Origin of the sequence: Olleya sp. 1-3 (assembly GCF_002836085.1) — a bacterium.
GTDB lineage: Bacteria > Bacteroidota > Bacteroidia > Flavobacteriales > Flavobacteriaceae > Olleya > Olleya namhaensis.
Map to the genome: position 1 here is coordinate 70,386 of NZ_PJBW01000003.1, position 20,486 is coordinate 90,871.

The 20,486-nt window shown below is 33.3% G+C and carries 13 protein-coding genes and 1 tRNA gene; 3 read left to right on the top strand and 11 right to left on the bottom strand.

The features are described from left to right. Positions 1–66 precede the first annotated feature (66 nt). From CXF54_RS04310 to CXF54_RS04325, 4 genes are all read right to left on the bottom strand, one after another. The gene (locus tag CXF54_RS04310; RefSeq protein WP_101202591.1) at positions 67–3,810 is read right to left on the bottom strand and encodes a DUF3857 domain-containing protein; all 3,744 of its coding nucleotides are present in this window, start codon (positions 3,808–3,810) and stop codon (positions 67–69) included. A 40-nt stretch (positions 3,811–3,850) separates the two neighbouring features. Continuing rightward, on the bottom strand, positions 3,851–5,044 hold the full coding sequence (locus tag CXF54_RS04315) for a DegT/DnrJ/EryC1/StrS family aminotransferase (protein ID WP_101202592.1): 1,194 nt from the start codon (positions 5,042–5,044) through the stop codon (positions 3,851–3,853). Between the two features lie 104 nt (positions 5,045–5,148). Beyond that, the gene (locus CXF54_RS04320) at positions 5,149–5,622 is read right to left on the bottom strand and encodes a thioredoxin family protein (protein WP_090840296.1); all 474 of its coding nucleotides are present in this window, start codon (positions 5,620–5,622) and stop codon (positions 5,149–5,151) included. A 73-nt stretch (positions 5,623–5,695) separates the two neighbouring features. Then, positions 5,696–6,325 carry an NAD(P)H-dependent oxidoreductase gene (locus CXF54_RS04325; RefSeq protein WP_101202593.1) on the bottom strand — a complete coding sequence of 210 codons (630 nt, stop codon included), beginning with the start codon at positions 6,323–6,325 and terminating at the stop codon, positions 5,696–5,698. Between the two features lie 198 nt (positions 6,326–6,523). Here CXF54_RS04325 and CXF54_RS04330 point away from each other — a divergent pair. Further along, positions 6,524–6,608, top strand: a tRNA-Ser gene (locus CXF54_RS04330). Between the two features lie 83 nt (positions 6,609–6,691). Here CXF54_RS04330 and CXF54_RS04335 read toward each other — a convergent pair. The 7 genes from CXF54_RS04335 to CXF54_RS04365 all read right to left on the bottom strand — a co-directional run bounded on the left by CXF54_RS04335 (position 6,692) and on the right by CXF54_RS04365 (position 18,248). Continuing rightward, on the bottom strand, positions 6,692–7,318 hold the full coding sequence (locus CXF54_RS04335; protein WP_101202594.1) for a Pycsar system effector family protein: 627 nt from the start codon (positions 7,316–7,318) through the stop codon (positions 6,692–6,694). A gap of 90 nt (positions 7,319–7,408) precedes the next feature. Then, positions 7,409–7,834, bottom strand: a complete 426-nt coding sequence (locus tag CXF54_RS04340; RefSeq protein ID WP_090840302.1) for a DUF6789 family protein — start codon at positions 7,832–7,834, stop codon at positions 7,409–7,411. 9 nt (positions 7,835–7,843) lie between these two features. After that, positions 7,844–8,587 carry a hypothetical protein gene (locus CXF54_RS04345; protein WP_101202595.1) on the bottom strand — a complete coding sequence of 248 codons (744 nt, stop codon included), beginning with the start codon at positions 8,585–8,587 and terminating at the stop codon, positions 7,844–7,846. A 6-nt stretch (positions 8,588–8,593) separates the two neighbouring features. Continuing rightward, positions 8,594–10,204 carry a glutamate synthase-related protein gene (locus CXF54_RS04350; RefSeq protein ID WP_090840306.1) on the bottom strand — a complete coding sequence of 537 codons (1,611 nt, stop codon included), beginning with the start codon at positions 10,202–10,204 and terminating at the stop codon, positions 8,594–8,596. A 15-nt stretch (positions 10,205–10,219) separates the two neighbouring features. After that, positions 10,220–13,783: a ShlB/FhaC/HecB family hemolysin secretion/activation protein gene (locus tag CXF54_RS04355; protein WP_101202596.1), complete on the bottom strand. Its 3,564-nt coding sequence runs from the start codon at positions 13,781–13,783 to the stop codon at positions 10,220–10,222. A 293-nt stretch (positions 13,784–14,076) separates the two neighbouring features. Beyond that, a complete protein-coding gene (locus tag CXF54_RS04360; RefSeq protein WP_101202597.1) occupies positions 14,077–17,034 on the bottom strand; it encodes a DNA polymerase III subunit alpha in 2,958 nt (985 codons plus the stop codon). Then, on the bottom strand, positions 17,034–18,248 hold the full coding sequence (locus CXF54_RS04365) for a DNA polymerase IV (protein ID WP_090840312.1): 1,215 nt from the start codon (positions 18,246–18,248) through the stop codon (positions 17,034–17,036). Before CXF54_RS04365 ends, CXF54_RS04360 begins: the two co-directional genes overlap by 1 nt. 52 nt (positions 18,249–18,300) lie before the next feature. Here CXF54_RS04365 and CXF54_RS04370 point away from each other — a divergent pair, with 52 nt between their 5' ends. Together CXF54_RS04370 and CXF54_RS04375 are read left to right on the top strand one after the other, a co-directional pair. After that, positions 18,301–19,074, top strand: coding sequence for an XRE family transcriptional regulator (locus tag CXF54_RS04370; RefSeq protein WP_090840314.1), 774 nt, complete (start codon positions 18,301–18,303; stop codon positions 19,072–19,074). After that, positions 19,071–20,402: an exonuclease domain-containing protein gene (locus tag CXF54_RS04375; RefSeq protein ID WP_101202598.1), complete on the top strand. Its 1,332-nt coding sequence runs from the start codon at positions 19,071–19,073 to the stop codon at positions 20,400–20,402. Before CXF54_RS04370 ends, CXF54_RS04375 begins: the two co-directional genes overlap by 4 nt. The last annotated feature ends 84 nt before the right edge of the window (positions 20,403–20,486 follow it).

Consider the following 20,486-nt stretch of genomic DNA (forward strand, 5'->3'; position numbering starts at 1 on the left):
ATTTATAAGACATAAAAAAAAGCTCCAATTATAATAATTGGAGCTTTTTTTATGTGTGATCGTTTATTATTTATAACCTATAAATGCTTCTTGTGCATCTAAAACATTTTTAACATACGTTTTAAATTCTAGATAATCCGAAGCTTTAATCCTGCGCATTGAAGGTGTAGAATTTAATTCCACCTTTAATTGATTCGCTTTTAATTTACTATAACTAATACTATATGAATGGTCCTTAAAAGTTAGAGTAACATTTTCCGGAATTTCAGTAAACGACTGTCCTTCTTCGATATTTACAATGTAAACTACTTGGTATACATCTGTAGTTTCGTATAACGTATAATCTATGTCATGCGCACGTTTTTCTAAACTTACAATACCTTTAGTATAAGGATTAGATACCATTGGTAATTGTAGTATACTAGTTGATCCTATCTTATTTATTTTTTTATTTAAAGTTATGTCTGCTGTATATTTAATTAACATATCATCATCCTTACGCTCTATGTTACTCACGTTATTTAAAGTAAAATCGTCAGACAACCTACTAGTGTAATCATCATATATTGCCTTTTTAATAACATCTCCATTTGGCTCTGAAAACACGCTAGAATAATAAGAGTTAATATGCCCTCTAAACTCTGAGTCTACCATCATACCAATCTGATCTTTATTAATGTCTAATGTTACTACATTCTTAGAGACTGCTTGTTCTCTAGATAGATTTTCTAATTTAAATAAATCGTAAGATTTGGTATCATTTCTATTCAAAGGAATTTCTAAAGCTGTAGCACCTCTTAGTGACGTTGGTAAAGATTTGTAAGGTAAATACTTATCTGTTAACTCTAAAAACTGATCTTTTCCATCAATCTTTACTTTTGCTATACAATGATTAAAATCTGTACTAGGTAAAACCAAACTATTACGACCATAATCCGACGTTAATACAAGTACCAAATTAGCTTCCAACTCAGCTTTCTTTGCCAATGTTACATACAGCGTAGAAAAGTCTTTACAATCTCCTAAATTAGTCTTAATTGTCTTTGATGGTTTTTGTGGTACAAATCCGCTTTGTCTAAAACTAACATAACTATAGGTAAAATTGTTACGTATATAATTGTAAATAATTTTAGCACGTTGATCCTCTGATAAATGTTTATAACCGTCAGGAAATAATTTATCAAATGTATCCTGTACAGTTGCATTTACCTCCATAACGCTTCTTACTAAATCAGAATACCAAATAGAAATCTCGTTCCAGCTATCAATTGTACTTAAGTGAATATATTCTGCAACATCAGAGTCGCTAGGCATATAGTCTTCTCCTTGAGGTAATCCAGGATTATTTAAAATAGTCCATTCGTATAATTTAGAATCTCCTTTAGTTGTTATTTTAGGTTGCGTATTACCATTTACACTCTTATAATTTAAGTTATGCTCTTTTGGAGCAATTATTTTAACTGCAGAAGATGATGTAGGATGAAAAGAACCTAGCATAAAACGATCCGAATACGTTTTATAAAAACGACCAGATTTAGAAAATGAATACTCATAATCTAAATAAATAACGTCACCAATTGCTAACCCGTTAAACACTAAGCTAGAACCGCTTTTATCTGCTGGTATAATGCTTTTATCTTGCTTTACAATTTCAGACTTATTTACATTATAATTCCCGCTTAACCCTAAATCATACTCTTTAAAACGCTCTACTCCGCTATCCGATGTAATTTCATAAATAAAAACAGATCTATAATTACCACCACCTTCGCTATATAACTCTACAGTACTATTATCATTTAGGATATTAAACCCATAGTTATTTGTTACTATTTTACCTCTTCTTTCATTTATTAAGCTATAGGCATCTTCCGTAACTAAATCTTTTAAAACATTGTTTTCGTTATTTAAATCCTTCAATTTTTTTCTTAAAGATTTATCATTACTATTATGAGACAAAGAGGATTCATAAGCAGTAATGGCTTTCTTTTTATCAATTTGAAGTAAAGCATCACCTTTTAACTCTTGAAAAACAAACGAATCTGGAAAATTAGATAAACCTTGGTCTATATATTTTAATGACTCTTCATATCTTTTATATTGGTGCAACTTATTAATAATAGACCTTAAGTAATAGTTATCAGTACCTAGATATTCAATCTCATTAGATAACATATCCAAAACTTTACTTTTTTGATTACGTTTATCATAATAAGACACTAGTTTTCTAACTATAGACAAATCAAATTTCTTTTTTTCTAAATCTTCTAAGATACTAACAGTCTTATTTTCTTCTTCGAACAACGACTCATACAACGGTGCATAACGCAATATTAATTTAGTGTTGCCGTCAGTCATTTTCATTAACTTATCAAGATTTTTTTTGAGTTTGGCTTGATCTTCTTGTCTAGCATTATAGATAAAATCTGCAGTTTCATGCATGATTTCTAAATCAATTGTTGATTTAAGTTTTTCAAGATAGTCTTCTAACTCTTTAATACTCATTCTTGTCAACTCGTCAAACACCATAACTTTTAACAAAACAGGTAGATAATAGGTTTCATCATCCAACTCCATGTTTTTATTAATTTCTTTGATTGTCGTATAATCTTTTTCTAAAGAATAGACCGTAATCATTAATTTTCTTAATAATGAACTTTTTGGGTACTGCTCTAAAAAAGGCTGTATTACTTTTTTAGCTTCTTCGTATTTAGAATTTCTTAAATATGTTCTAATTAAACAATAAGCATTAAAAAAATTGTTCGGATTTTGATTAAGTTTATCTACAAAAAAAGCTTCAAAACTATTAGTAACGGGAGTCGCTCCTATTTGACTAGCTTTACTTTTATTATATTCAGAATAGCTTGAAGACTCTTTTAAATTAGTATTATGAGATCCGTCTTGATTTAATGGACTCATAATAAAATAACTGCCATAGTCACTTTCGGCAGTTTTTATTAACAATCTATTATTTCCTTTTGGAAAAGTAACCTTAACCTGATAAGCATCTAAGTCTGTAACAACGTCCTGCTTGTTTTCAAATATAACAACATCATTTAACCATAATTTAAAAGCAGATCCACTTCCAATACGTAAAATTACTGTTTCATCTTGAGGCGTTGAAACAAAAGTCTGTGCATAATTAACACCCGATCCATACTCTTCATGATTAGTAAAAAACTGATAAGCTTCTTCTGTGTTTTTTGAAGTGTACCAATTAACATAGCCATTACTTTCTGCGTCAAAAGGAGTATTGTTGTTAGCGTTAGTCTCAGGTCCATAAACACGATCAAGACCGCTTTTATTCAAGTTTTCAAAGACACCACAATATTGCCAGTTTCTAAAAGAAGGTATATTACTAATTTTAGATTTGTAAGTCTCCCAATCTTTATTCTCTCTAGCCACTATAGATTCTAAATACGTTATAGCGTCTTGGATAGTATTATGTGTCGGATTACTTTCAGAAATACTATTAATTGCTCCAACAATTTTATTATTAAATCCTGTATCTAAATACGTATTAAAAAAATAGTTTTCGTTCCAAAGGGCATATAAATAATTTTGATAATTATCCTGATTTAAAAAAGTAGGCAAAAAGTCTTTATTGGCTCTAAATCGACCATTTTCAACCCTCATTATTTCATTAATAATAAGATTTTCAATACTATTAGCATCATCAATCTTTTTTAATGTTTGAGTTGCAGAAACACGGTTATTACTTAATAATTCTTGCCAAAATTGGTCATAATTATCTTGGGCTATAGCCGAATAAAAGCATAGCAACATATATAGTACAGTGATTTTTTTCATTAAAAGGTTGGTTTATTTGGGGTTGGTTTAAAATTAAAAATTATAGTGATTCTTTTATGGCTTCTACCATAAGTTTAGCGCGTTGTTTTGTTTCTTCTTCCGTCCAAGATAACTTGATTAAACAAGAAATATTTCTACCAATAAAATGGTCTGATTTTTCAAATGTTTTGTCTTTTAGATATGCTAGACCGTCTTTAACTTCTTTAGAAACTGGATATAAGGTTTTTATATCTTTTAAATGATCCCATTTTCTAATATAATGCCAGTTGTTATCATAATAATGAAAACAAACATCTACTCCTTTTTCTTTAAATGCAGCCGATGTTTTTCTTGTCGTTTCTAAATTTGGTAAAAAGAAACTTAAAAAAGCATAACTCTCTTCTCCTCCTTCAGGTACAGTTCTAAATGTCACCTCAGGAATAGCTGATAACGCCTCTCTTAAAATGGTATAGTTTTTTTTCTGAATGGCAATAAAGTCTTTTAAACGTCTAACTTGTGCTAAACCTACAGCAGCATTCAATTCTGAAATTCGGAAATTATAACCTAAGTAAGGATGTGTCTCTGCCCCTCTATCACTCCCAATATGGTCATGACCGTGATCTGTAAACAAATCCGCATGTTTTGCATACTCTGGATTATTAGTAACTACTGCTCCACCTTCTCCACAAGTTATTGTTTTAACAAAGTCAAAACTAAAACATCCTAAGTCACCATAGGTACCTAAAGACTTTCCTTTATAGGTTCCTCCAATAGCTTGACAAGCATCTTCTACCAGTTTTAAGTTATGATCATCCGCTATTTGTTTAAGCGCATCTAAATTAGCCATACTACCACACATATGTACAGGCATGATTGCTTTTGTTTTAGATGTAATAGCAGCCTTAACCGCTTCTGGGTTTAAGGTTAATGTATCATCTATATCCACTAATACAGGAATAGCACCCAACATCATAATAGCTTCAAAACTAGCGACAAACGTAAAACAAGGCATAATTACCTCATCTCCTGCTCCAATACCCGCTAAAGCTAAAGCTACAGATACAGCTGCTGTCCCGTTAGTTACTAATTGTGCGTGATTAACCTGTAGTGTTTTTTGTATTTCTGTTTCTAAAGACTTTGCTTTATAATGTCCATTACGCATGCCATCAAAACCATAACGCATTAATACTCCATTATCTAGTACATCTTCTACTTCTTTTCGCTCTAAATCTCCAAAGCTTTCAAATCCTGGCATCTGTATATTTTTTGTTATTAGTCAAATTTAAAAGAATTTAAGCTATAAAAAAAACGCCTCAAACTTAATTTGGGCGTTTTTTAAATGTCTTATATTCTTGTAGTCTAGTAATTTTCTAGAATCGCTTCTATAAAAGCAAAATGTCTGTCTGTTTCTCTTAAAAAAGTATAACCAGATAATTCTCCTATTATATGTAATTGATCATTTAAAGCTACTAAATTAGGGTAACCTCCTGATGTATTGTATTTACTAACAACATTATTGTTTTTTTCTTGTTGCTCTTTAGAGATGATGTCCGTACGTCTTGGCATATCAATCATTAGAAGTACAAATTGGTCTGCTTTTTCTTCAAAAGCTTCTGTGTAGAAAAAATCTTTTTTCAACATTTTACAAGGTGCACACCAATCGCTTCCTGTAAAATAAATTAAAATTGGCTTTTTAGAGCTTATTGATTCTTGTTTAGCTTCTGCTAAATCCGTCAGCCAATTTAAATTAGATGAATAATCTTCGTAATCATCATCCTGCGCAAGCATTGAAAATGATACACATAAAGTAAATACAAGCAGTAATTTTTTCATTTTTTAATAAATTTAATGCATTACAAAAGTATTGCTTTTTATGAAATAACAATAATCTTGCCACTTTATTGTGTTAACGCATAATTACGGTGTCTTTTATTGGACGCCTTACTTTTTGTAAGTCCGCCATAAAATCGTCTTTAGCTCTATATCCAATTGGCATTACTAAAACCGATTTAAGCTTAAGCGCTTCCAATCCTAAAACAGTATCGTAATCCGATGGGCTAAAACCTTCCATTGGACAAGCATCAATATTTAATAATGCACAAACCGTCATTATATTACCTAAAGCCAAATAGGCTTGTTTTACAGCCCAAGCTTCTTTTTCTGATTGTGATTTGTTTTTAAAATCTTCGATTAAAAATGTTTTAAAAGGATCTAAAATAGCATCTTCCGTATTTCTAATAGATTTAACCCTATCAAAATAACTAGTAATAAAAGTAGTATCCATCTGCGATTCTATACAAAATACTAATAGATGAGAAGCCTCTCCTACTTGTTTTTGATTGTAAGAAACCGGAACCAATTGTGATTGTAAGTCTTTATCCTTAATAACCATCAATTTTAATGGTTGTAAACCATAAGACGTAGCAGTTAGGTTAAAAGCTTCTGTAAGCGCTTTTATATCTTTATCTGAAACTAACCGTTGTGTATCAAAACTTTTTGTGGCGTATCTCCAGTTAAGTTGCTTTATTATATCCATATTTCAATTTTCGTCAAAAATAACGGTTATGCTTTTAATTTAGGTTAGAAAGCAATCAATTTATCTTATTAATTGATTACTAACAAACTATGACCTTGATTGAAAAAAAAACAAAAAAATCTTCTTTTTTATTTGAATAAAACTAAAATCCTATCTATATTTGCACTCGCAATTAGGGAATACCTAATGAGACACTTTGGAGAGTTGGCAGAGTGGTCGAATGCGGCAGTCTTGAAAACTGTTGAGGGTCACACCTCCAGGGGTTCGAATCCCTTACTCTCCGCAAAAAGCCTTACATTTTTATGTAAGGCTTTTTTATTTATAATACTTTAATTGTAATTACATGTTTTACAAGTGACTTGTGTTTTACATCAGTCCTCCAAAAAATACGTGACAAGCTATAAAGCCCATAACTGACATAATAATTCCCACTAAAAACACATTAAAAGATTTACGTAAGAGCTTAAATTTTCTATCGATTGTTTTCCCTAGATAAAAGGTGTCTTTTGCAATAGTTTTGTATAATTCATCTCCTTGATTCATTAACTGAGTAATACTATCCACATATTCAGCTTCTTCCATATCTTGAAAATTACCATAAAACATAAGATTTCGGGCACCTTTATCACCATGCACTAGTTCTGGACGTGTTGCAAATATAGCGTACGTTATAGATATCAAATTTGTAACAAGTATCATTACCACAGGAAAAATAAGATGTGGATCAGCATCTAACTGACTCATTACAGTACCGATTATTAATGACAAAATTAATGCATTGATTGAAATAAGAATGTTAGATTTTCTATCTATCATCGTATTTAAGGTGTACTGATTTTTGGATAATAAACGAAACAACGTTTCGACACCACGCTCAGACCTTGGTTCAATTTTAGCTAATTTTTTCTTTAAAGATTTAAGTGTATCCTTATCAATCTTTAACTCATCCATAAGGTAGTTATCTTCTGCTTTTTCTGTTTTTTTACTACTCATATCAATACGTTGTAAATTAAGACTTATAATTCTTGTTAAGATTATAACAATTCAAGCTATTCTCTTCTCAGAACAGCAGTTAAAATGAGATTATTTACGGTGGATAAACCACACGACAACAATACCAAATAAAATATGTCCCATAACTAGTCCCATTAATACTAAAGCCATGTTACCAGAAGGCGCAGGCATTGTATCAAACATCTTACCCATTATTGTCATACTTACCTTTGCCATAACAGCTGCTATTACTCCAAAAACAACACCTTTTAGTACAACAGAATTAATCTTTTCAAACCAACCACTAATAACATAAGTATAAATTAGTGCAAACGAGACCCCAATCATAAAATGCATCATCCATCCAACCACTACGGGAGCTCCTAAAGTTGTCGCTAACATATGTGGCGGTTCCATTTTTGGCATTCCTAATTTTCCTGATATTACCATTAATACTGTCATGGCAATCGTTGCTATAATTCCGGCTACAATACTTTTTAAAAATTTATTATTCATCTTATTTATTTATTTTGTTTGTAATTGACTAATAGCTTCCTTAAAAAAGGAAACGCCATCAGCTTCTGTTGTATTTGATAATTCTAAAATTGCACCCGTAAACCCATCCGATTTCCACTCGCCAAGAGCTAAATTAGAAAAACCAGAAGTATCCATAGTTTTACCATTTTTATAACCAGAAATATAAAAATAGAATGTTTTTGAAACACTGTCGGGAATAGCTAAGCCCAATCCTATCGTGATATTACTATCTGGAAACGCCGTATAAATACCTGTATCAAAATGATGAGGCCAAACTCTACAAAGTGTCTCTAAATGGTATGCCTTTTTTAATTGTTGAATTACTTTTTCTACTAATACACGTTGTGCTGATAACGTTTTTAATCTATCAATATCAGATAATTTAAAAGTGTAAGTAGCATCTATAGTATATGGTAAGTCATAATGAAACTTATAGGTATACAATTTATTAAGATTGCTTTTTGCGGTGTTTGAAAGCCATTGTAAAATTGTACTGTGCGTCGCACCATCCAGATTTAAACTTGTAGTCCCAGTTTTAGAGCTCCAAACCAGTGCAAAATTTTTGTAATCTAAACCTAATACGTCTTCGTTTTTAGAAAGTGTGTGCGTATATAAACATTGGTCTTTAATACTAAACCCTAAATTTGTATGACTATCATCGTCTTTTTTTTCAAGAAAACTAATTCCTGCTGCAGCTAAATATTGTGCTGCTAAATGCATTTGTTTTTCCATAATATGTTATTGTATTCCTGCGTAATTAATCCCTGTTAGTTTGTGCATCTCATAATCAAAAGTTGACAAATCCTCTTGATTAAATTTAGTCACATCATCATAACCACAAGCTCTTGCAATTACTTTAATTAAATCATTAGTCGCATCAAAATAGTTATATAATTGTTTAGCCGAAGACTCTATAATCAAGCGACTACGCAACGATTCTTTTTGAGTTGCGATACCTACTGGACAATTATTTGTACCACAAGCACGCATCCCTAAACAACCAATAGCTTGTAATGCCGAATTAGAAACCGCAATTGCATCGGCACCTAACATCATTGCTTTTGCAAAATCTTCTGCCACACGTAAGCCTCCTGTAGCCACCAACGTAACCTCTGTAGCGCCCACACGATCCAAATATTTTCTAGCTCTAGCTATAGCGGGTATGGTTGGTACATTTATATGATCTCTTAATATGGTTGGTGCAGAACCCGTACCGCCACCACGACCATCAAGAATGATATAATCCACACCAACATCTAAAGCAAACTGTATGTCTTTTTCAATATGACTTGCTGCTATTTTAAATCCAATAGGAATCCCTCCTGTACGTTGACGTACTTTATCTGCAAACGCTTTAAAATCCTGAACAGTATGAAAATTAGGATTTGCTGCAGGTGATATTGCAGTCTCTCCTTCTTTTACGCCTCTAACCTCAGCAATTTCTTTACTAACTTTACTGCCTGGCAAATGGCCTCCTGTTCCTGTTTTAGCCCCTTGACCGCCTTTAAAATGAAAGGCTTGCACATGATCTAATTTATCCCATGAAAATCCAAATTGTGCCGAAGCCAACTCGTAAAAATACTTACTATTATTAGCTTGTTCTTGCGGAAGCATACCACCTTCGCCTGAACAAATTCCTGTTCCTGCTAACTCTGCACCTTTTGATAGTGCTATTTTAGCTTCTCGAGATAATGCTCCAAAACTCATATCACTTACAAATAATGGAATATCAAGATGTAACGGTTTTTTTGCTTTTGAACCAATTGTAACCTTAGTTGCTACTGCCTCCTCATCTAACAATGGTCTTGTTGCTAATTGTGCTGGTAAAAACTGAATGTCATTCCATTTTGGTAACGTATTTCTATCTACTCCCATAGATGCTGAAAATCCATGATGCCCTATGTTTTTTAAGCCATTTTGTGCTAGTTCTTTAATATAACCTGTGTATGGCTCTGTATCTTCTGGATGTGTATCCGCATAAGCACCTAAATAAGCATCACGATTAAAGGGTTGCGGGCTATTAACCAAATAGGCATCTATTTCAAATGCGTCTACATATAAGTCATCACCTTCTATTTTAGTCGAAAATTTATGAAGTACTTCTTTATTATTATATTCCGAAACTCCAGAATCTACACGGTAATCCCATCCATGAACACCACAAATTAGATTATGACCATCAATATGACCGTCTGACATTAATGCGCCACGATGCAAACAACGTCCGTAAAGGACTGAGATAGCATCATCAAACTTAACAATAACTAAATCTAATCCATTAACTAATGCATGTTCCGGTTCTTTATTTTTTAATTCACTGACTTTAAATACTTGTATTGGTTTTTTCATATCGTTGGTTTTTAATTAGAATGCTAGACTTAGTAATATGTTTAATCTTCCACCTTCGTCAGAACTAAAATAGCCGAAGTTGGCAGTAGTAAATCCTGCAATGTTAAAAAACACACCTCCACCTGGTGACGTGTGCCACTCATTAGAATTGTCGTTTTCTACCCATACACGACCATAATCGAATCCACCATAAAAGCCGTAAGCAATCGGAATAAAAGCATTTCGTATTTTACCAAGAGACAGTCTTAAATCAGAGTTATGATAAAAGGCACTTTTTCCGCTAAAGCGTTCTTGTCTAAATCCTCTTAAACCATCTCCATCTCCTATGGATGCTGCTTGATAAAACTCAAACTCATTACTTAAATTAACATGTGCTTTAAGTTTTGTAGCATAGACTAAAATACCACGACTGTCAATTTTTTTTGTTAACCTAAGCTCAGGAATAACGTATGAAAAACTTTTATCGCTTTCAAAATTAGCTTTGTAACCTGCTGTCAATTTAAATCCAATTCCTGATTTAGGTAATGCTGCATTATCAAAGTTATTATACTCATAAACCCCTTCTACACCATAAAAACTTTGACTCTCAAAAACATCCGGATTAACACCAGCGACTTCTATAAATCGACCTGCTGTTTTTTCTGCTTCTATATTTTCATAACTCGCACCTAAGGTTATAGAACTACCATAGTACCCGCGATAAATAAGCGATGGCGCAAAAGACAGTGTTCTTAATCTTACTCTATTAAAATCTAGATCTAGGTCGTCTTCAAAATTTAGGGTTTCATTTCCGAAGCCAAAAAAATTGTTAGTATAACTAGAAGAAGAATATCCTGCTTCTATACCAAGGTTTATCTTTTCAAATACGTTGGCAAATTCTCCAGAATAATCAATTTGCACTCCCGATGTTTCAGTAATATAAGCAAGACTTAAACTGTGTTTTGCTGTAAATGGGTTACGTTGTAAAGAGTTTTTTGTGTAGTTAAACGTTGCACCTACTTTAAGTCCATCGTCTGGATTTAAAGCAATAATAGGTAGTGTGTTTCTGATATCTCTACGGTTTTTCTTAAAATAATATGTATTTAAATCGTAATTATCAGACAATGTTTTTGACACAGGAGTTTCAAACGTATTAGGCTTTGATTTCTGGTCAAATACACGCAGATTTCTTTTGTTATTAATACGGTACGTATCATTATTTTGTCCACCAATTATTTTAATTTTGATGTACTTATTACTCTTTCCATTCACTTCAAAGATATCTTCATCATCCAATCCGTAAATCCATATTTCGTTAGTAATGGACTTATCATAATCAACATCTAGATACTTATCTGTTTTCTCTCCTTTTTTAATTCGGTAGATACTAACGTTTGTAATTCCGTCAGGCTTACGGGTAATTACAAAATGATCATCTTTATCGGTTCCTGTTACAATAACACAAGTACGAAGGTATTCATAAATGCTTACTGCATTTTCTTCAACTTTAGCTAATCGTCCTAATAAGGCTTTTTTTGTTCTAGCTACTTTTGTCTGATCAATCTCTTTAGGAAAATTACTAAAGGCTTTATCAATAACTTCAGTCGTTAAGTTTTCTTTTATAAAACGTGCTTCGCGCAGCCAATCTTCTTGTGTATGCTTGGTCAACACAGCAAAATCAACATCATCTCCAGCATCATTAAACCATCGTGTGGAATTATATGTACCGTCATAACGTTGCATAAAACGCATAGGGGGACTTAATACGGTTAAAGCACCAAGCATAAAACCATCAAAATCTGCGTATGCTTGATCACGATCTCTAGGTATTGCTTCATAAAGATCTGTACCATCCTCTTGTTTTTGGACTGCCCAACGCCATTGGTCTGCGTGTCTATCAAAATCTCCAATTATATTATCAAATAAACGGGTTCTAATATATAAACTCTCGTTTATCGCTATTTTGTCTTTTCTACGTAGTTTGTCTAGTAAATCCGTAGTACTTTCTATAGTATTTGTGCTTCCTAGACTTGCTACATCTCCATGACCATCTGTTATACGTTCTTCAATAAAATAAATTTTATCACCAAAAGCATCGTTATAATTATCTAATGCTTTTTGTTTTGGGATATAATACATTTCAGTATTAGCATGATAAATATCTAACGCATCAGATAAGTCTCCTATAGTTAAACTTCCATAAGGATTTGCTGTAGTCCAATAATCTTGTAATAACTGAATAAAATAAGTATCCTCAACATCTGGCTCTAAATACTGAGTTTTAAACAGGAAATATTGAATAAAACGCAACGCACTTTTTTTAGCTGAGCGCATAGCAAATTCGCGTCCATCTTTTGTTTCTAAACGTAGTGAATTGGTTTGATGTCCTCCCCCTTTTCTAATAATAGATAATCCACCATATAATGTATCTAAAAGCGCTGTTTTTACATTTATGGCTGTAGCATAATCTTTTCTAAAATGTTCTCCCCAAAGCATTTTATAAAATCCAGAACGGTCTAACTCTTCTGGCTCATATATAGATGCTTTTACGTATTCTGGTGTTGCTGTTTCATTAAAATCTGGCAGTGTCACCTTATCAAATGCTTGTATTATTTCTGAAGCAAATAATGGTGTTGCAAAATTATTAGATTCGCCATAAAAGGCCATCCATAATGCGCCATTCTTATATTCGATAATCTTTGTATATCCTTTTTGATTAATGGCTGCTAAACTATTACTACCTTGTTTTGCTTTTTGAATTTTTCCTCCAGCGCCACTAATAATTGTTGGTATATTTTTTTCTACAATAAATTGCATATTTTGTTCATGTCCTGAAAGAAAAACAACGTTTGTAGATTGTTGCGCAATAGTTAATAAGCGCTTGCTATACTCCTTATAATACGTATTATTTAGATTTTGAGACCCGATACCAAATGCATAAGAATTTCCATGCTTACCATAAGAAGCGATAGGATGATACATTGCAATTAGCACCGTTTTTCCTTGACTTTTTATAATTTCATGCTCGACCTCGACATAAAACTCTGTTTTATTTTTTATCTCACAATGGTCATTAATATTAGGAATTTTATCCCAATCTGATAATGCCCACTGCGAATCTAAAATTAACAAATCTATGTTGTCATTTATTTTAATTTTCTCAATTGGACAACCTTTTTCTGGTTGAAAAACATTTTTATTATCAAACAGATCTTCTAAATAGTCTTCTTGTGCTTTTAAGCTTTTTAGTCCGTGTTTCCAGTCTGAATATCCAGGAATAAAATACATGCGCTCAGAAAACGGTTTAAAAACCGAGGCATAACTGTCTAAATTTGATTTGGCTGAACTCTTTTTTTCTGAAAAACCTGTGGTAGACGCATTATTACCAAGAAGTAATAAAGTCGAATTACTATCTTTTTCTAATGCTTTAGCAAGTGCTGTTACCACAGTATTACTACTGGCAGTATTAGATGTTGCTAAATTTCCTGTGGCGTAAAAGGTGTGAGAAATTGGTGTGTTAGGTAGGTTTTTTTCTTCTTGAGCGTAGGCAAAACCTACAATGATAAGGGACAATAACGAATTAAATAATCTTTTCTTCATGTGTTAGTTATTTTGGTTGTTATTAGAGAATCAATCTTAAGGGGATTGGTATTATGATAAGAACACCTCAGTTTTAGGATTGCATTTTGTTTATAACCATAGCTAGCGGTTAGACCAAAATGACTGTGTTTTTTTTTGTAATACGTCTTTAATTTACAAATAATTTAAATAACATTTCAAAAAAAACAGTCGCTCTATATACTTTATACCATGTTAGTTAAATGGTACTGAGAATTTAGACGCAATAAATTAAAAACCTAACAGACGGGCTATTTCTTTTTAAAAACAATAGCTTAACTATTTCTTGGATCTTGTAGTATAGCTAGCTTTTTACTCCAAACAACACTCATACTATAAAAACCGAATCTATCCGTTATTTTACCATAACACGCATAAACCCCTAGCCCATTAATGGGGAATTGATGGACCACATTTGTAAAGTGTACTGCATCAAAATAGTCTCCATTTTTATCGACAAACGTACTTAGACGCATCAATTTACCTTGTGACGTTTTATTAAAACGTGTGGTGACCAGGTTTCCGTAAATAAGTATTGTTTTATTAACAAACAGGTGCATTTGCGAGGCCAACACATCGCCTTGCATTGCTTCACTTACTAAATCAAAATAATTGCATAACGGGAATCCAATCAATTCCATTTCGTCATAAGCATTTTCAATCCAATTATTATCTAATTTTGGTAAGGTGAATTGTTTATGCTCCGTTTTAAACAGTTTAGATTGTATGGTGTCTTTTCCTTTGGCATTCAATTTAAAAATAGCTTTCCAAAGCAATTCTACTTTAGGGATATTGGTAAATCTAAACGCATTACTTCTAATTAAAATGGTTAGTTGTTCGATACTAATAAGAATTCTATCAATAAAATCGTCTAAAGATTTAAACGGTCCGTGCAACTGTCGTTCCGTTAATAGGCGCTTAATGGTATAAGCTTCCAAATTTTTCAAATACCCCAATCCTAAATAAATGGAGGTATCAATCAACCTATTGGGATGATCACTAGTATTTACACAAGGCAAGCAAATGGTTGCGCCTTGTTGCCTAGCTTCATGAAAATAATGTTCTGCACTATAAAAACCACCACCATTATTAAGTACAGCGGTCATAAACTCTAATGGGAAATAGCATTTTAAATACAAACTCTGATAACTTTCTACAGCATAAGACGCCGAATGCCCTTTCGCGAAAGCGTAACCAGCAAAATTTTTAATTTGGTTCCAGACTTCAAAAATTAAGTCGTCAGCATATCCTTTTTTTCTACAATTAGCAATAAATTTTTCTTCGACAGCTTCAAACTCTTTTAAGGATCTATACTTACCGCTCATACCACGTCTAAGCACATCTGCTTCGCCTAAAGTTAAATCTGCAAACTGATTAGCCACCTTCAACACATCCTCTTGATAGACCATCACGCCATAGGTTTCTGGCATAATATTGTACAATACGGGATGTGCCTCTTTTCGTTTTTCGGGCATCCGATGACGTTTAATAAACTCGTCTTTCATCCCCGACCCCGACACGCCTGGTCTAATAATCGAGCTAGCTGCGACTAAACCTAAATAATCTTGCGTTTGTAATTGCTGCATTAACCCACGCATTGCAGGAGACTCTACATAATACGCGCCAATAGCACCTCCTGATTTTAATAGATTATTAATTTTTGGATCTTTTTTAAAAGCAGCTACATTGGTAATATCTATTGGTGGTAATTCTGGTCTGTTTTCTGCAATAATTTCTAGCGCTTCTTTAATTTTTGCTAAACCACGTTGTCCTAAAATATCAAATTTAAAGACGCCGACATCTTCGGCAATATTCATATCAAACTGCACCGTAGGAAAGCCTTTTGGTGGTAAATCTGTTGCCGAATAACAATGTACGGGATGCTCCAAAATTAAGATTCCGGCGGAATGCACGCTTAAATGGTTTGGAAAGCCTTCAATTAACTTACCATATTTTAAAACCAATTTTGAAATATCGTCTAAACTAGAAGCGGTATAACTGTTTTTACTTAGCTTGTCTATGTCTTCTTTCGGTAAACCGAACACCTTACCTAACTCTCTAACAACCGCTCTATATTTAAACGTGTTATAGGTTGCTAATAATGCGGTATGCTTAAATCTTCTGAAAATATAGGCGGTCACATCGTCCCTATCCTTCCAAGAAAAGTCGATATCAAAATCTGGTGGAGACGCCCTAAAAGGGTTGATAAAGCGTTCAAAATACAAATCTAGCTCAATGGGATCTACATCTGTAATCCCAATAATATAGGCTACAATACTATTGGCGCCACTACCTCTACCCACATGAAAATAGCCTTGGCTTTTAGCATAAGACACGATATCATGATTGATAAGAAAAAAGGATACAAAGTGCATGGATTTGATGGTATCCAATTCTGTTTTTAAACGCGCATGTACTTTTGGTGATGGATTAGCATACCGTTTTGGTAAACCGTCCCGACACAATTGTTCTAATACGATACAATCATTTTCAAACGAGTCTGTGTATAATTTCTGGTTTTGGGAGTCTCTTTGATCGTCAAAACCAAACTCAACCTCACATTGGTCTAGCAACGCTTTTGTATTCTTTAGGATAAAAGGAAATTCAGCTACAGCTATATTCAATTCGTCTAAAGACCACATTGTATCCAAAGGATTACATTCCTCCGTTTTTTCCAGTTTACTTAATAGCGTGTTATTATCTATGGCTCTTAATAACCGGTGGGCATTAAAATCCTTTTTATCTCTTACCGTTACGGGCTGCAATAAGACAATTTTATGCTGCTGTTGTTTTAAGGTCGAAAATCTAAGCTTCCGCAAATCGGTAATAGACACCCCAATAAACTCGTGGTCAGCAAACGTTTTTTTATTTAATTGTAAGACGTTTTCAAAAGGATAAATAATAAACGCATTAGCAAGTGGTGGTGCCACATCTGGTAATTGTAATTTTTGTTCAGAATGTTGCGACAAAAAGGCGTTTAAAGCTTTAAATCCTTGATTATTTTTGGCTAGACCTACAAAATGCTGTTGTGCACCAGTCCTAAAATCAATACCAATTACAGGCTTAATATTGCGTTTTTTAGCATGACGCACAAAATTTAAGCACGCAGAGGTGTTGTTAATATCCGTCAACGCCACAACCTCCATAGCATTAGCTTCTGCTAAATCTAATAGATCGGTTTCAGAAAATGTTCCAAAACGCAAAGAATAATATGAGTGACAGTTTAAATACATTATTGATTACGGTGTGCTAATAAAACGGGAGGTTCGCCATTAAACGGGTTGTTAAATCTACCAATGGTTTTGGCGCCCATTGCAGAGGCTCTCATAATACTTAAATCGCCATATCGGTTTCTTATCGCGTCCATTGCATTGTATAGATTTAGCATCTCTTCGGTATCATCAAAAAGATTAATTTGATAATTTCCCGTCACTATGTCGCTAATTTTGACGCCTACCAAACGGATTAATAATCGGCGTTGGTATAGTTTTTCAAACAACTCTAATACTTTTGGGATAATAACATGGTCTGCACTAGAATAAGTGATTTTAACCTGTTTGGTGTACGTATTAAAATCCGAATACCTGATTTTGACACTTAATGTTCCGGCTAGTTTATTGCCTTTTCTTAATTGAAAGGCTAAATTTTCTGCCATAGCAAAAATGGTCGTTCTAAGCTTAACCATATCGATAGTATCTTTTCCAAACGTGCGTTCTGTAGACAAGGATTTTCGCTCATAAAACGGGACCAATGGTGGATTATCAATACCATGAGCTCTTTTCCAAATGGTACGTCCATTCGCGCCAAGCGCACTTATCATCATTTCTAATGGCATTTGTTGGATGACGCTAATTTTATCAACCCCCAAACCTCTTAACACCTGATACGTTTTCTCGCCAACAGATGGTATTTTACGAATGGATAATGGGGCTAAAAAATCTTTTTCAAATCCTGAATCTATCTGTAATTGGTTATTCGGTTTTGCTTCTCCTGTAGCGACTTTAGATACTATTTTGTTGGCTGATAATCCAAACGAAATTGGTAACCCCGTATTTTTAATGATGCTTTGACGTAACTCTGAAGCGTATTTATAACACCCATAAAACTTATCCATGCCTGATAAATCAACATAAAACTCGTCCACACTCGCTTTTTCAAAAACGGGTGATTTTTCTTTAATAATTTCTGTTACTAAATGCGAATATTTGGTATAAATGGACGCGTCTCCTCTAATTACTGTCGCTTCCGGACATAGACGTCTTGCTACTTTCATGGACATACCAGAATGCACACCAAAGCCTCTAGTCTCATAACTACACGCAGCTACCACACCTCTATCTCCTGTCCCTCCAACTAGTAATGGTCTGTTTTGCAAACGACTATCTATTAGTCGCTCGCAAGAGACAAAAAACGTGTCTAAATCTAGATGTAAAATATTATTTTGCATGCTACAAAATTAGCTACATATTTAAGTAATTATTGCTTACATTTGTAGTATTATGAATTATATATCTAAAAACATAAAACACTTAAGAAGTCTCAAAAAGCTATCTCAAGAAGGTATTGCTGAAGAGTTACAGGTAACTAGGTCACGTATTGGCTCTTACGAGGAGAACCGCTCTGCGCCTACTATCGAGTTTTTAATTGCGTTTTCCGATTACTTTAAAATACCGATAGATATTTTATTGCGTAACGACTTGACTAAAGCCAAAGACTTCTCGTTTATCGAGCTGAATAACCAACGGGTGCTGTTTCCGATAACGGTAGATAATGATAACGAAAATTTAATTGAAGTTGTCCCTGTAAAAGCCTCTGCTGGGTATTTAGCTGGATATGACGATCCGGAATATATTGAGCAACTACAAAAAATAAAATTGCCTTTTTTACCCACCGGAAAACACCGTGCATTTCCTATAAAAGGAGACTCTATGCTACCCATGAAAGATGGGGCGTTTGTTATTGGACGTTTTGTAGAAGATAGAAGCGAAATTAAAAGTGGTCGCACCTACGTATTAGTCACTTTAAATGATGGTATGGTTTACAAGCGTGTTTATAATAACATCGATTTAAACAACTCTTTATTGCTAGTATCGGACAATAAAACCTATAACGGTTATAGTGTCCCTATTAATGAAGTTTTAGAGATTTGGGAATTTACCTGCAGTATTAACACACAAGAATACACAGAAGAAGAGCTAAAAATCAGCAGTATTTTAGGTATGTTTAATGAACTGGGTGTCGAATTAAAAGCTTTAGAAAAAACGTTAAGATGATGTATACAATTATTGATGTTGAAACTAGTGGTAGAAGTAACAAAATTACTGAAATCTCTGTTTTTAAATACGATGGTAAACAGATAATTGACGAGTTTACTTCTCTTGTTAATCCTGAGGTTTTAATCCCTGATTATATTACGTCTTTAACAGGAATAGATAACGGAATAGTAGCGAATGCACCCACGTTTGCCGAGGTTGCCAATGACGTTTTATCCATTACAGAGGACACCATTTTTGTAGCCCATAATGTTAACTTTGATTACAATGTTATAAGAAACGAATTTAAGGCGTTGGGTATTGATTTTAATCGAAAAAAGCTTTGTACGGTCCGCTTATCTCGCAAATTATTACCCGGTCATAAATCCTATAGTTTAGGTAAACTATGTACCGATTTGCATATTAATATTGTAGACAGACACAGAGCACGTGGTGATGCTGAAGCAACCGTTGTTTTGTTTGATATATTATTAAATCAAGAGGATGCTGAAACTGTTTTTACTGACTTTCTAAAAAAGACATCCAAAGAAGCCACTTTACCTTCTCATTTACCGACTGCTGTTTTTAATAATTTACCCAATACTGCCGGTATCTATTATTTTAAAAATAAAAAAGGACAGATTATATATGTTGGTAAAGCAAAAGATATTAAAAAACGTGTTTTAAGCCATTTTTACAGTAAAGCGCAAAAATCGTTAGACCTTTGTCGTGAGACCTCCGATATTGACTTTGAACTATCCGGAAGCGAGCTTATTGCCCTATTAATGGAAGATGCAGCAATTAAGCAACATTATCCTGAATACAATGTTATTTCTAAACGCGCACCAAAAGCGTATGCTATATTTAGTTACGAAGATAGACAAGGCATAAAGCATTTAGCGTACAACACTCTAAAAGCAACACCAAACAGCATTCAAACCTTTTCCAGTATTACCGATTGCCGACAGTATTTAGAAAAAATGTGTGCTCAATTTGAATTGTGTCCAAAATTTTGCCATTTACAAGATGGTGTTGTACAATGTTCGCATTATAAAATAACAACTTGCAAAGGTGTTTGTGCTAATAAAGAAGATGTGACAGATTATAATTTGCGTGTCAACTCCGCAATTGATCACATTAATAACAACAAAGAAAACGTAGTATTAAAACAACAAGGGAGACATAGCCAAGAAGAAGCTTTTGTTTTAATTAAAAATAGTGTGTACTTAGGGTATGGCTTTATTGACAAATCAGAACAAATTAACTCCCCTGAAGATTTAGATACCTTTTTGATTCCACAAAAAGATAATTTAGATGTACAGAAGATATTACGTGGCGTTTTAAAGTAATATGTATTGAGACTTGAAAGTCTGTTGTAAATTTATTTAAAGACAACATTCTTATTTTAGATCTAATGGGTTAAACAATTGGAT

What these genes read in the sequence shown, in the direction of transcription:
- CXF54_RS04310 (WP_101202591.1), bottom strand. Translation starts at nt 3,810, where the DNA reads ATGAAAAAAATCACTGTACTATATATGTTGCTATGCTTTTATTCGGCT.
- CXF54_RS04315 (WP_101202592.1), bottom strand. Translation starts at nt 5,044, where the DNA reads ATGCCAGGATTTGAAAGCTTTGGAGATTTAGAGCGAAAAGAAGTAGAA.
- CXF54_RS04320 (WP_090840296.1), bottom strand. Translation starts at nt 5,622, where the DNA reads ATGAAAAAATTACTGCTTGTATTTACTTTATGTGTATCATTTTCAATG.
- CXF54_RS04325 (WP_101202593.1), bottom strand. Translation starts at nt 6,325, where the DNA reads ATGGATATAATAAAGCAACTTAACTGGAGATACGCCACAAAAAGTTTT.
- CXF54_RS04335 (WP_101202594.1), bottom strand. Translation starts at nt 7,318, where the DNA reads ATGAGTAGTAAAAAAACAGAAAAAGCAGAAGATAACTACCTTATGGAT.
- CXF54_RS04340 (WP_090840302.1), bottom strand. Translation starts at nt 7,834, where the DNA reads ATGAATAATAAATTTTTAAAAAGTATTGTAGCCGGAATTATAGCAACG.
- CXF54_RS04345 (WP_101202595.1), bottom strand. Translation starts at nt 8,587, where the DNA reads ATGGAAAAACAAATGCATTTAGCAGCACAATATTTAGCTGCAGCAGGA.
- CXF54_RS04350 (WP_090840306.1), bottom strand. Translation starts at nt 10,204, where the DNA reads ATGAAAAAACCAATACAAGTATTTAAAGTCAGTGAATTAAAAAATAAA.
- CXF54_RS04355 (WP_101202596.1), bottom strand. Translation starts at nt 13,783, where the DNA reads ATGAAGAAAAGATTATTTAATTCGTTATTGTCCCTTATCATTGTAGGT.
- CXF54_RS04360 (WP_101202597.1), bottom strand. Translation starts at nt 17,034, where the DNA reads ATGTATTTAAACTGTCACTCATATTATTCTTTGCGTTTTGGAACATTT.
- CXF54_RS04365 (WP_090840312.1), bottom strand. Translation starts at nt 18,248, where the DNA reads ATGCAAAATAATATTTTACATCTAGATTTAGACACGTTTTTTGTCTCT.
- CXF54_RS04370 (WP_090840314.1), top strand. Translation starts at nt 18,301, where the DNA reads ATGAATTATATATCTAAAAACATAAAACACTTAAGAAGTCTCAAAAAG.
- CXF54_RS04375 (WP_101202598.1), top strand. Translation starts at nt 19,071, where the DNA reads ATGATGTATACAATTATTGATGTTGAAACTAGTGGTAGAAGTAACAAA.